Raw genomic sequence first — 13,445 nt, forward strand, 5'->3', positions numbered from 1 at the left:
CGGTTTTTTTATGCCCTCATTTATTTTTCTCATAAACTAATTGTCGCTTTTATTGAAAACGCTTACAATAGGAACGTACTTTATTTTGTCTGAATTGGGGGAAGTCATCATGCAACTCAAACGAGAGATGACGAGTCGACACCTGTTCATGATTTCACTCGGTGGAATTATCGGAACAGGCTTATTTTTAGGGTCAGGATTAACGATTTCACAAGCAGGACCTCTCGGGGCGGTCCTCAGTTACATCGTGGGTGGGACCATCATGTATCTGACGATGTTATGTCTTGGAGAATTAGCGGTCTATCTGCCGGTCTCGGGGTCATTTCAGACCTATACGACCCGCTTTATCGGACCAGGGGTCGGCTTTGCCGTCGGTTGGATTTACTGGCTCGGCTGGGCTGTGACGGTCGCACTTGAAATCACAGCTGCCGGTAGTTTGATGGACCGTTGGTTTCCGAATGTGCCGGTCGTTGTCTGGTGTACCGTCTTTACGGTCTTGTTATTCGGTTTAAACGCCGTCTCCGCCAAAGCGTTCGGGGAAGCGGAATTCTGGTTCTCAAGTTTAAAGGTACTCGCCATTCTTTTCTTCATCATTCTTGGTGGCGCAGCTTGGTTTGGCTGGTTACCGATGGAAGCAGATCGTCCATCCTCATTGTTTGCAAACTTCACGGCAAGCGGTTGGTTTCCGAACGGAATTCTCGGTGTCTTGACGACGATGATTGCTGTCAACTTTGCTTTTCAGGGGACCGAATTGATCGGTGTCGCGGCTGGGGAGTCCGATACGCCTGAAAAATCGATTCCAAAAGCTATCCGGAATACAGTTTGGCGCACGTTCATTTTCTTTGTCTTATCGATCACGATCGTCGGTGCATTGATTCCGTATGAGACGGCTGGCGGAGTCAGTAGTCCATTCATCATGGTCTTTGATGCGATCGGCATCCCGTATGCCGCTGACTTGATGAACATCGTCGTCTTGACAGCACTATTATCCGTCGGGAACTCGGGATTGTATGCCGCGACCCGAATGTTATGGGCAATGGCACAAGAAGGGATGATTTCAAAGAAATTATCTTATGTTAATGCCCGTGGTGTGCCGATGCGCGCTTTACTCTTTACGATGATGTTTGCGATGTTATCGCTTCTGACAGCTTTTTTCGCAGAGGATACCGTCTTTATCTGGCTCTTGTCTTTAGCTGGACTCGGTGCTCAAGTCGGTTGGATTTCAATTTCCGCTTCGCAACTTGCGTTCCGCCGTCAGTTCATCCGAAACGGACATGATCTATCCGAACTAAAGTTCAAGACGCCATTCTATCCAGTATTACCGTTGATATCGTTGACACTTAATGTCGTTGTCCTTTTCAGTCTTGCGTTTCAAGCGGATCAACGAATTGCTTTATACATCGGTGTTCCATTTTTCCTCGTCATGTGGGGAAGCTATCATCTGTTCGTTAAAGGAAAACACCTATCGGCTCAAAGTGACATTCGAGTCGCCCCTTCCCAACTCGAAGAATAATGCCATATGAAAAGAGGCCGCGGTATCATCCACGGCCTTTTTTCATATGCTTGTTCTATTCCTTAAGTGTTCGCATCATCAATAGTTCTCCTTGATGGAGCTCTACTGTCGCTTCTGACGTACTCCATTCATTACTGACGGTCAAGGAACCTCCGACCGGAACAGGATGCATATCAAGTGGATATTTGACTCCAGCTAAACTCAAGATTGACGGCACAAGTGGAATGAAAGAAAGATAATGATAGCTTTCGGCTTCGACTGCATACGATCCTACTGCCAAATATCGCACCTCTTCCCGTTTCGTGACGAGTCGCGCTTCAGGGTATTGCTTCAATAAATACACATTTTGAACGGTCATGTCGAGTCGTCCACCTGTTGCTCCGACGATGATAGTATCATCAAACCGTTTCATCTCTGATACTGTACGAAGGGCGAGTTCGAGATCCGTCTCATCTTTCTCAGCCGGATGAACGATTGCTCCTTCAGGTACGTAACCAAGCGAATCAAAATCACCGATCGTCATGTCGCATGTCAGCCCAAACAATTCAATAGTCTGAACACCACCATCGACACCAATGATGAAATCACTAGACTGACAAAGCATCCGCAAATCAGGCACTTCTTCTTGAGGACCGGCGCACACGAGAATCGCCCGCATCTCAGATGCCTCGTGCTGAATAACGTAGTAAACGTGGCGCAGTTGTAAAGAGGAGACCCGCGACGACACCGCATAAAACATAAGATGGTACCATGTATGTCGCGTTATAAACTAATGAATATGGCACGACTGGACCTTCTGCATATTTCGCGAAGAACACGATTCCGCTGATGACATGACAGATATAACGGAGTCCTGCGCCTAATAGTGTTGCAAGGAGAACGAACGCCATCAAACGTTTCTTTTGTCCGTTACGTGCAGTTTGTCTAACCTGACGGGCGAACAGACCGCTCAGTCCGACGACACCGTATGCAATCGTGTAATCGAGTAATGGTTGGACGATCGTCAAGACTTGTGGGGCGAACATCAGTTGGATCGTACCAACAAGCGCTCCTGTGACGACACCTCCGATGACACCGTGGCGAAATGCCATGACAAAGATCGGTAACATCGCTAAGCTGATTGAACCGCCTTGTGGCATTTTAAATGGAATCAGTAAATCAAAGACGACCCCGAGACTTGCGAAGATGGCAATTTCCATCATCATTTGTAACCGTTTCATGCTATTTCCTCCTTCATTGTACGAGAGGACGCAAAAAGGCAATACGACGAACGCCGTACTGCCTGCGTGCGCCACATCCCTACGTCCGTTTGAACGGAACAGGTTCGAAGGGTTAAAGTCTAAAAGACTCCTCTCAGCCGCTTTTCAAGCGACACCCCTTGCGGTCATCATATTTCGTTTTCTCGTTCTTATTATACGGCAGCCCCTTGACGAATGCTAGTGATCGCTTCCGCATAATCTGGTGCATTGTAGATTGCTGATCCCGCGACAAGAACGTTCGCGCCGTTTTCGATGCAAAGTTTTGCTGTTTCCGGGTTGACGCCACCATCAATCTCGATTTCAAATGTCAGATCACGATCTGCTTTCATTTGTGCAAGTGATGCGAGTTTTGGCATGACATTCTCGATGAAGGCTTGTCCACCAAAGCCCGGATTGACCGTCATCAATAAGACCATATCGACATCCTCAAGGACGTGTTCAATCGTCGATAATGGCGTGTGAGGATTCAAGACGACCCCTGCTTTTGCACCGGATAGCTTGATTTGTTGTAAAACACGGTGGACGTGGTTCGTCGCTTCGACGTGGAACGTCACGATATCTGCCCCTGCCTTAACGAAATCTTCAACGAAACGTTCTGGCTGGTCAATCATTAAATGGACATCAAGGACCATATCCGTCTTTTGACGTAAACTGCTGAGCACAGGCAGTCCAAACGAGATATTCGGTACGAACTGACCATCCATGACATCGAAATGGATATAGTCCGCGCCTGCTGCCTCGACTGCTTTGACATCACGCTCAAGATTCGCAAAATCTGCTGATAAGATAGATGGTGCAATTTTAATCATCTTCAATACCTCCGGGCTCGATTCTTGATTTCGTCTATAAACATACCATAGTTCTCATAACGAGAGGACATGATTTCTTGTGCTTCGACGGCTTCCTTGACAGCACATCCGGGTTCATTCAAGTGCAAACATCCTCGATACTTACATTCGTCCTGTACAGCCACGAATTCAGGAAAACTCCACCGTACATCCTCGATTTCCATATCATACGGAAAATCAAGGTTCGAGAAACCTGGTGTATCAGCAATCAAGCCTTCGGCAAGTGGCATCAACGTGACGTGTCGTGTCGTATGCCGCCCACGTCCGAGTGATTTCGAAATCGCACTCGTCTCTAAGTCGAGTGTTGGTTCAAGTGCGTTCAAGAGCGAACTTTTCCCAACACCGGATTGTCCGGCAAGAACACTCGTTTTCCCGGCCAGTAACGGACGGACTTGCTCAACACCCGACAACGTCTCACTGGATGTCTCGATGACCGTATATCCAATCTTCCGGTAAGCGGCAATTGCCTCTCTAACTGCAGGACCTTTGACATCATCAAGCAAGTCCATCTTCGTTAACAGGATGACGGGTTGGATTTCCTTCGCTTCGATCAAGACGAGGAAACGATCGAGCAAGTGCGCTGAAAAATCAGGTTCTGCAGCCGAGACGACAAGCAACGCTTGATCGATATTCGCGACAGGCGGGCGTACTAAAAAGTTGTCCCGCTCCTTCACTTCGAGAATATACCCGGTCTCACTTTCGATATGAAGAACGACTTCGTCTCCAACGACTGGACTGATGCCGCGTTTTCGGAAATTCCCTCTTGCCCGTGAACGGACCTCTCCTTCTGGTGTCATGACATCATAAAAGCCACCCTGCAGGCGTATGATCGTTCCTTCTCGATTCTCTTCGATGCGTTGTTCCGTCATCCTATGCACTCCTTTTTCATCACATTTACTGTGCGTCTTTTGCTTGATTGTACGTGATGGTTTTTGAACGATACACCGTATCGTCTTTATAAATCGTAATCTTGCCTTCTTCTCCCGGATCAATCGTCACCGGCACGTCGAATGTCTCATCTTGGTCAATTGATTCCTCGATGACGGTCCGCTTCCCTTTCGCATCTTCCGTCTCAATCCGGATGACTTGTTTCGGTGGTTCCTCGTCCTCGTTCTCGCTGACCGCGTCATAGACGACCTTTTCAGGGAACGTCGCTGTCAACGTTTTTTCTTCCTCACCTTTTGAGATGAAGACCGTCACGGAGTCGTTCGGTTCGACTTGAGTCCCTGCTTGTGGGAATTGACGGATAACTTGATCGAGTTTCACGTCGCTAGAAAATTCTTGCTCGAACGTTCCATCGAGCCCTTTTTCGTCCAGGTAGGCTTTTGCTTCGTCACTCGATAAGTTCGTCAAATCCTTCAACTCGAAGGAAGATGTTCCTTCCGAGACGGTGATCGTAATCGTTTGTTCTTTCGCGATGACCTCCGTACCAGCCGAGATCGATTGCCGGATCACATTACCTCGCTCGATTTCATCCGACTTTTCACGTTCGACCTCGACTTTAGCGAATCCAGCCTCTTTTAACGTCTCAATCGCCTCTTTTTCAGCGTCATCTGTCACATCCGGTACTTCGACCGGAGCACTTCCGGTAGAGACGACCAAGTTGACTGTCGAGCCCTTCTTGACCTGTGCGTTTTCACGCGGTGTCTGACTGATGACGTCTCCCTCATCGACCGTATCACTGTTTCGTTCTGTCGTCTCGACAACAAATCCAAGTTTCTCAAGCTTCGTTTCCGCTTCATCTCCATCCGTTTTGACGACGGACGGTACCGTAACGGTAGGATCCGGCCACATCGCAAACGTCGTAGCCGCTCCACCGAGTAATACCAGTAATAATAGGATGACCCACCAGCGTTTTTTCTTTTTCTTTTCTGACGGTTTCGGTTGAACGGTCGTGACGACAGGTGTGTCCGGTTCCGCTTTTGATTCTTCTGGCACTTGTACAGGTGATAAGACCATCGTCTTTTCCATCTCATCCTCTTCTGCACCTCGGATGCCTTCACTTGCTCGTTCGTCAGACAACGCCGTCACCATATCTGCCTTAAAGGCTGCGACGGACTGCTGACGGTCATGCGGTGCTTTTGCGAGCGCCTGCATGATACAGTTCTCAAGCGCTTGTGGCACTTTCGGATTCAAGACGGATGGACGACGCGGTGTATCTTGCAGATGCTTCAAAGCGATCGCAACCGGTGAATCACCCTCGAACGGGACTTGTCCTGTCACAAGTTCGTATAAGACAGCACCAAGCGAATAGATATCCGACTTCTCATCGGCAAATTTACCTTTTGCTTGTTCTGGCGAGAAGTAATGGACAGACCCAAGGACGGACATAGTATGCGTCAGAGTCGCATTCGACATCGCCACAGCGATTCCGAAATCCGTTACTTTGACGGTACCATCCTCTCGAATCAACATGTTTTGCGGTTTGATATCGCGATGGATGATTCGGTGTGCATGGGCATGATCGATCGCATCACAAATTTGAGCGATGATATCGACGGCCTGCGGCACAGGTAATGCTTGATTTTCACAAAATGTCTTTAATGTCATACCATCGATATACTCCATGACGATGTAATAGATGGCATCTTCTTCGCCTACATCATAGACGGCAACGATGTTTGGATGATTCAAGCTGGTAGCAGCATGCGCTTCACGTTCGAATCGACGAATGAACTGTTCGTCATGCGAAAATTCAGTCCGTAAAATCTTAATGGCAACATGACGCTTTAAAATCTCATCATAGGCTTGATAGACATTCGCCATCCCGCCACTTCCAACTAGCCGTTCTATGCGGTAGCGGTCATTTAATCGATCTCCGTATCGCATATTCAGACCCTCTTTCTTTCTTTGAACCGGATGGCGGCAATCGTAATATTATCCGCGCCTCCTCGAGCATTCGCTTCTTTCACCAATCGTCCGACGATCTCATCAAGCGGATCATCCCGTAAGATGATCTGTTCGATGACATCATCTGGCACTTCATCGGTCAACCCGTCGCTACACACAAGGACGAGGTCATAGTCTGGAGCATCTCTTACTTGAATGTCGACTTCGACCGTTTCGTTCGAGCCGACCGATCGTGTGATGACATTTTTACGTGGATGATTTTCGACTTCCTCGTCCGAAAGCTCTCCCATTTGTCGTAACATGTTGACGTAAGAATGATCATCCGTCAATTGTTTTAACGCCGTACCCTCAAGGGCATAGACCCTACTGTCTCCAACATGACCGATGACGAGCAAATCCTCGACCCAGCACACACAGGCAATGGTCGTTCCGACGATCGCAAGTTGTTCTTCTTTTGAAAACTGAAGAATCCGGGCATTCGCTTCGGCTACGCGTTGTTCTATCCATTCGGACAATTCCATCGGACGATTTGGCATGAGTGAAAAGGATGCTTCAAATACCTCGCGAACGATCGCACTTGCGATATCGCCAGCAGCGTGACCTCCCATACCATCCGCAACGACGGCAAGACCACGTTCAGCGTTCCCGGTGAGTAATACCGTATCCTCATTTTTAGTCCTGACTTTCCCAGTGGTCGAAAGGTGAGCTAACTCCATGACAGTCCTCCGTTCGTATCAATCTTCTCGTCTCTTAAACGCGGCAATGTAGAAGCCATCCGTTCCGACTGTCGTCGGTAACAACTTGAGTTCTGCTCGATCTCCGATTAGATGCCGCACGGATTCTGGCATGCGTTCCGCGAAAGATGCATCAAAGTCAAAACCCTGATCGAGAATGAACGCTGTCTGCTCCTCGTTTTCGGTCGGATCAATCGTACAAGTCGAATAGACGAAGATTCCACCTTTTTTAACGAGTGGTAAGACAGATGTCAAGATGTCTCGTTGAATTTTTGGGAGTTGCTCGAGTTGTTCTGGGCGTTTCGTCCATTTGATATCCGGTTTTCTCCGAATGACACCAAGTCCTGAACAAGGTGCATCGACAAGAATCCGGTCAAAGGATTCGCTTTCGAAGCGTTCCCCTGCTTTACGGGCATCTAACGCTTCTGCTTGAACAGTCGTAAGACCTAATCGTGTCGCCTGCTGTTCAATCAATTTAATCTTATGTGGATGAAGATCAAGTGCCTGTAGTGTACCCGTCGTCAAACCTTCAGCAATATGCATCGCTTTCCCACCAGGTGCGGCACAGCTGTCGAGTACATGATCGGATGCTTCTGCACCAAGCGCACGGGCGACGAGCATTGAGCTCTCATCCTGAAGAGAAAGATACCCACGGTCAATCAGATCCGTTTTTTGGACGCTTCCTCGTTCGATTTCGAGACCGTCCGGCGCGACCGTAGATGGTTTTGCCGTCACACCTTGATCGAGTAGAAGCTCGATTGCTTCCTCCCGCGTCGTTTTCGTGCGATTGATGCGGACCGTGACGGGTGCCGGTGTGTTATTCAATTGACAGATCTGAAGCGTTTCTTCCGAACCAAACAGTTCGATCCAACGTTCGACGAGCCACTGCGGGTGACTCGTTTCAATGCTGATTCGTTTTGCAGCAGGCTCAATCTCAGCGAAATGAGGCATTCCCGCCCGTAATACATTCCGTAGCACTCCGTTGACGACTTTCGAGACATGGACTTTCCCACGTTTTTTAGCAATTTCAACGGCTTCATGAATGACGGCATGATCCGGTACACGATCGAGATAAAACAACTGATAGACACTCATTCGTAACAATGGGCGCATGAATGGATCAAGTTTTTTCTGTTTCGCTAAATATGGTTCTAAAATATAATCAAGCGTCAATTCACGACTGAGCGTCCCGTAAACGAGTTCCGTGAACAAGCCGACATCTGTTGCTGAGATAGCACGCTTTTCAAGCATCTGGTGGACGGTGATTGTCGAGAAGGCACCACCTTGACCAATTTTCATCAGTGTCGTTACTGCTGCGTCACGTACATTCATGCGTTCTCACCTACTTGTTGTCCGAGTTCAAGCGATTGACCGATCCCACGCATGAACGTAGCACCGTCCATCCGTTTTTTGCCGGACGGCTGTAAGTCGATCAGCTTCAACGCTGTTTCGGAACCTGTCGCGATGACGGGACCATCCGCTTCTAATGCGATGATTTCACCCGGTCGTCCCGTTCCTAAGACTTTCGTTGCGAAAAAGACTTTTAATCGATCGTTCCCAAGCATCGTATACGTACTCGGGAATGGATTCATCCCACGAATTTGATCATAGAGTGTCTCACCCGGTAGCGTAAAATCAAGTCGTTCCCGCTCACGTGAAATGTTCGGCGCAAATGTCGCTTCTTCCTCGACTTGTGCTTCCGGTGTCAATTCACCTGCGAACAGACGTGGTAACGTTTCAAGTAACAGGCGCGCTCCTGCGTCCGCTAACTTCTCGAACATCGAACCGGCTGTATCGTTCTCTTCGATTGGAACGATGATTTTTGACAACATATCACCTGCGTCTAGCCGATCGACCATATACATGATCGTCACACCTGTCTCTTTTTCTCCATCGATGATCGCTTGATGAATCGGTGCACCGCCACGATATTTAGGTAAGAGTGACGCGTGGACATTAATCGCCCCAAAACGTGGTGCTTCGAGAATAGCGGTCGGGACGATCTGACCGTAAGCTGCGGTGATGATGAGATCAGGTTTTAAATCGAGAACATCTTGATAATCCTCTCGAATTCGTTTCGGTTGCAACACAGGAATATCTTGTTCCATCGCGACGAGTTTTACAGGCGTCGGTTTGACTTCCCGTTTTCTTCCGACTGGTTTATCTGGTTGTGAGACGACACCGACGACGTCATACCCAGCATCGATCACTTCACGCAGTGTCCCTGCCGCAAACTCAGGTGTCCCCATGAAGACGACGCGCGGTTTTTCTTTCTGGACGAGTTTATCCGTGAACAGGACACCGTCTAAATGATCCATCTCGTGCTGGATGGCACGTGCAAAAAAGCCGTTTGCTTTGATTTTAACCGTCCGCCCGAGACGATCTTGAGACTTGACGACGATTCGGTCGAACCGTTCAACCGGTCCGAAGATGCCTGGCATGCTAAGGCAGCCTTCATCATCGATTTGCGAACCATCCGCTTCGATGATTTCCGGATTGATCAGCTCGATTGGTCCCGTCTCATCATCGGTATGAACGACGGCTACACGAATCGGCTGGTTGATTTGCGGTGCGGCTAAACCAACCCCGTCATATTCGTACATCGTATCGAACATCCGGTCGATCATTTTACCGAGTTTTTTATCAAACTTCGTGACAGGTTCACACACCTGTCGTAATACATCATTTGGTACTTCTACTACTTTATACATACAGACACCTCACATGAATACAAATGGATTCAAGTCAATCGCGACTTGTGTTTTTGATTTTTGACGACGGGATAAGATATCACGAAGATGTGTCCGGACATCCTCCTGTCCTTTATGTTTAATTAAGACCTGTTGCCGGTACATATTTTTGAGTCGAGCGAGTGGTGCATCAAACGGTCCATTGACGACTAAATCCTCAGATTCAAAGGCACGAAGCTCGGAAGCGATTTGCTGCGCTTCTGCTTGTGTTTCGAGCGGATGCGCTGCTGAAACTGTAATCAGACCAAGGAACCAAAATGGTGGATGCCCACCGAGCTTTCGCAATTGCATCTCTCGCTTATAAACCGTTTCGAAATCATGCTGTTTGGCAGTTTGAATGACGTAATGCTCCGGGTTGTAGGTCTGGATAATTGACTGACCAGCGAGTTGACCCCGTCCGGCACGACCGGACACTTGGGTGATCAACTGAAACGTGCGCTCACTTGCTCGAAAATCCGGAATACCAAGCGTCGCATCGGCAGCAATCACTCCGACGAGTGTAACGTTCGGAAAGTCGAGACCTTTTGCGATCATCTGTGTTCCGAGCAGAATGTTTCCTTCCTTGCGTTCAAAGGCATCGAGTAATTTCTCATGCGCACCTTTACGCGACGTCGTATCCTGATCCATCCGGATGATTCGCGCCTCCGGAATCAAGTGTGCCAATTCTTCCTCAATCTTTTGCGTACCCGTTCCGAACTGACGAATTTTCGTCGATTCACAGGACGGACAAGTTTTCGGCATTGCGGCTTCAAACCCACAGTAGTGGCATTTCAAGCGATCTTCATGTTGGTGATAGGTTAAATTGACGGCACAATGCGGACATTGTAGCGTCTCCCCGCAATCCCGACATAAGACGAAGGTCGTATATCCGCGACGGTTCAGGAGTAAGACGGTCTGTTCCCCACGTTCGATGCGTTCTTTGATGCCTTCGACTAGCGCGAGGCTGAACGGCGTACGATTGCCCCGTTCGAGTTCCTTACGCATATCAACGATGTCAACTGGAGGCAGTTCCCCACCAAATCGTTCACGAAGCGGTAAGTAACGATAGACCCCTTTTTGTGCCCGGGCGTACGTCTCGAGTAACGGTGTTGCACTTCCGAGCACAACCGGACAGCGATGATAGGCCGCCCGCCACTTCGCGACATCGCGCGTATGATAGCGCGGATTCTCTTCCTGCTTATAAGTTGTTTCATGTTCTTCATCGAGAATGATGATGCCGATGTTCGTCAGCGGCGCAAACACAGCAGACCGTGCACCGACGACGACATCGACCTCGCCTTGGGCGATTTTGCGCCACTCATCATACTTTTCGCCGAGCGATAGACCGCTATGCAAGACAGCGACCCGTTCTCCGAAACGGCGTTTAAACCGTTTGACCATCATCGGCGTCAGACTGATCTCTGGGACGAGCAAGATCGCTTGTCTACCGCGTTCGAGTTGTGCATGAATCGATTCAAGGTACACTTCCGTCTTACCGCTTCCTGTTACGCCATGTAACAAAAATGTTCCGGTCTCAGCTTCAGCCGTAATCGCCGAGACAGCTTCCTGTTGCTTTTCCGTCAAAGAGGACGGCACAAAGATGTCTTGGACGAGATGTTCATAAGGATTTCGCCGAACATCGATCGTCTCGACTTGAATGATGCTCTTTTTCTCAAGAGCGTTCAACGTCGCGCTCGTTGCGCCCGTTGCCTGCTTGACTTCACTCCAAAGCGCATCCGGAAATTCTTGAATATACGAGTAAAGTGCCGCTTGTTGGCTCGCTTGTTTCGTAAAAGTTGCTTGCTCCTCTAGAAGACGAATCCGTTTATCGATCTTAGACGTCTTCTTCTCGCGAATGACCGGTTGAAGCGTCACGTCAGCTTGTTTCGCCGCTGTTAAGACGATTTGCTGCACTTCCGTTGGTAATTGACTCATTTTCTTACCATGATATGTCCGAAGTGGGCCCGACTCGACTATGACCAGTTTATCATAACTCACCTTTAAGGCAGCCGGCAGCATCGCAAGCAATGCCGTCGCCTGAAAACACAAAGTCGTTTCCGATAGATACGCTGATAACTCGAGTAATTCCTGTGTATAGGTCGGGGTCTCATCTAAGACACGCACGATCGATTTGACGTTCGTCAGATCAGAGGTAGCTTTCGTTCCGACGACGATTCCAAGCAACGCCCGTGGACCAAATGGTACTTCGACGCGCATACCGGGAACGATCAGCTCTTGCCAAAGTTCTGGCACGGCATAATCGAACGGACGATCGACCGTTGCTGCTGCGACGTCAACGATGACTTCGGCTATCATGCCAATGCCTCCGCGAATTGGCGCATGAGCGATTTGGCGAGCGTCGATTTCAATTGTTGATCGTATCGCGTGACGGAATCATTCTCCCCAAAAACGACGACCTCATTTTCATCACTGACGAATCCGATATCAGATCGTGACACATCATTCGCGACAATGAAATCGGCTTTCTTTCGGACGAGCTTTTGTTTCGCGAACGTCTCGACGTCCGTCGTCTCAGCCGCAAATCCGACTAATAACTGATGTTGTTTCTGCTCACCAAGTGTCTTCAGAATATCGGTCGTCTCTTCGAGTTCAATTCGAAGTGGTCCGTGGATTTTCTTTTGCTTCTGATCGTATTGGATAGACGGTCGATAGTCAGCTACGGCAGCAGACATGATGACGATGTCTTGCGTCTCATAATCACGTAACATGGCTTCGAGCATCTCTTCTCCCGATTCAACAGCAATCGTCGTTATCCCGGTCGGTAATCCGATCCGAAGTGGTCCATGGACGAGCGTGACATCGGCACCTGCGTCTCTTGCCGCTTCTGCTAGCGCAATTCCTGTCTTTCCTGAAGAATCATTCGTCAAGTAACGAACCGGATCAATCCGTTCCACGGTCGGTCCCGCACTGATCAAGACTTTTCGTCCGGCTAGATACTTCTCTTCAAAGAACGTTGAGAGTGTTGCGACTAAATCTTCCGGTTCAGGTAAACGACCTTTCCCGACCCAACCACATGCGAGATTTCCGACTCCCGGTGCAATCACCTGGACACCGTCCTGCTTCAGTTGTTCGATGTTGCGGACTGTCGCCGGATGTTCGAGCATGTTGACATTCATCGCTGGAGCGACGATGACGGGACATGTCGCTGCAAGGATCGTCGTCGTGATGAAATCATCCGCGATCCCGTGCGCGAGTTTTGCAATCAAATTCGCGGTCGCTGGTGCGACGACGATCAGGTCCGCTTCGTCCGCTAAATCGATATGGGCGATCTTTGACGGATCATGCTCGATGAAGACGTCATCATAGACCGCTTTTCGCGTCAGTGCTTCAAACGTCGTCTTACCGACGAATTGTTGCGCATTACGCGTCATCGCGACTTGAACGTGTGCGCCTGCTTGAACAAGCTTTGAAGCGAGTGCTGCTGATTTGTAGGAAGCGATTCCACCGCCGACACACAGTAGAATGTTTCGGTTGGTTAACATGTAGGTGTC

Annotated in this window: 11 protein-coding genes and 1 riboswitch; of the genes, 1 reads left to right on the forward strand and 10 read right to left on the reverse strand. The window is 49.0% G+C overall.

The genetic code is table 11. The annotated features are described in order from the left end of the window. Positions 1–109 precede the first annotated feature (109 nt). Complete coding sequence (locus B4F99_RS14820; protein ID WP_290759302.1) at positions 110–1,513, forward strand: amino acid permease; 1,404 nt, start codon at positions 110–112, stop codon at positions 1,511–1,513. A 55-nt stretch (positions 1,514–1,568) separates the two neighbouring features. Here B4F99_RS14820 and B4F99_RS14825 read toward each other — a convergent pair whose 3' ends face one another. The 10 genes from B4F99_RS14825 to coaBC all read right to left on the reverse strand — a co-directional run bounded on the left by B4F99_RS14825 (position 1,569) and on the right by coaBC (position 13,436). Continuing rightward, entirely contained in the window at positions 1,569–2,171 is a 603-nt protein-coding gene (locus B4F99_RS14825) for a thiamine diphosphokinase (protein ID WP_214854562.1), read from the reverse strand. A 1-nt stretch (position 2,172) separates the two neighbouring features. Continuing rightward, the gene (gene thiT, locus B4F99_RS14830; RefSeq protein WP_290759304.1) at positions 2,173–2,733 is read right to left on the reverse strand and encodes an energy-coupled thiamine transporter ThiT; all 561 of its coding nucleotides are present in this window, start codon (positions 2,731–2,733) and stop codon (positions 2,173–2,175) included. Between the two features lie 59 nt (positions 2,734–2,792). Then, positions 2,793–2,902: riboswitch (TPP riboswitch) on the reverse strand. Positions 2,903–2,924: 22 nt separating this feature from the next. Beyond that, positions 2,925–3,581, reverse strand: coding sequence for a ribulose-phosphate 3-epimerase (gene rpe, locus B4F99_RS14835; RefSeq protein WP_214854567.1), 657 nt, complete (start codon positions 3,579–3,581; stop codon positions 2,925–2,927). A gap of 2 nt (positions 3,582–3,583) precedes the next feature. Continuing rightward, positions 3,584–4,489 (reverse strand): ribosome small subunit-dependent GTPase A, encoded by a 906-nt coding sequence (gene rsgA / locus B4F99_RS14840; protein ID WP_214854570.1) that lies wholly within the window; start codon positions 4,487–4,489, stop codon positions 3,584–3,586. A 25-nt stretch (positions 4,490–4,514) separates the two neighbouring features. Next, positions 4,515–6,449, reverse strand: coding sequence for a Stk1 family PASTA domain-containing Ser/Thr kinase (pknB, locus tag B4F99_RS14845; protein ID WP_214854573.1), 1,935 nt, complete (start codon positions 6,447–6,449; stop codon positions 4,515–4,517). Between the two features lie 2 nt (positions 6,450–6,451). Beyond that, positions 6,452–7,186 (reverse strand): Stp1/IreP family PP2C-type Ser/Thr phosphatase, encoded by a 735-nt coding sequence (locus tag B4F99_RS14850; protein ID WP_290759310.1) that lies wholly within the window; start codon positions 7,184–7,186, stop codon positions 6,452–6,454. Positions 7,187–7,204: 18 nt separating this feature from the next. Further along, a complete protein-coding gene (rsmB, locus tag B4F99_RS14855) occupies positions 7,205–8,536 on the reverse strand; it encodes a 16S rRNA (cytosine(967)-C(5))-methyltransferase RsmB (protein ID WP_290759313.1) in 1,332 nt (443 codons plus the stop codon). Then, a complete protein-coding gene (gene fmt, locus B4F99_RS14860) occupies positions 8,533–9,915 on the reverse strand; it encodes a methionyl-tRNA formyltransferase (RefSeq protein WP_290759316.1) in 1,383 nt (460 codons plus the stop codon). Before fmt ends, rsmB begins: the two co-directional genes overlap by 4 nt. Positions 9,916–9,924: 9 nt before the next feature. After that, positions 9,925–12,249: a primosomal protein N' gene (priA, locus tag B4F99_RS14865; protein WP_290759319.1), complete on the reverse strand. Its 2,325-nt coding sequence runs from the start codon at positions 12,247–12,249 to the stop codon at positions 9,925–9,927. Beyond that, entirely contained in the window at positions 12,246–13,436 is a 1,191-nt protein-coding gene (coaBC, locus tag B4F99_RS14870; protein ID WP_214854579.1) for a bifunctional phosphopantothenoylcysteine decarboxylase/phosphopantothenate--cysteine ligase CoaBC, read from the reverse strand. The genes priA and coaBC overlap by 4 nt, the downstream gene beginning before the upstream one ends. Positions 13,437–13,445: the final 9 nt, after the last annotated feature.

The sequence above is a fragment of the Exiguobacterium sp. UBA3491 genome (assembly GCF_002377745.1).
In the GTDB taxonomy this organism is placed as follows: Bacteria; Bacillota; Bacilli; order Exiguobacteriales; family Exiguobacteriaceae; genus Exiguobacterium_A.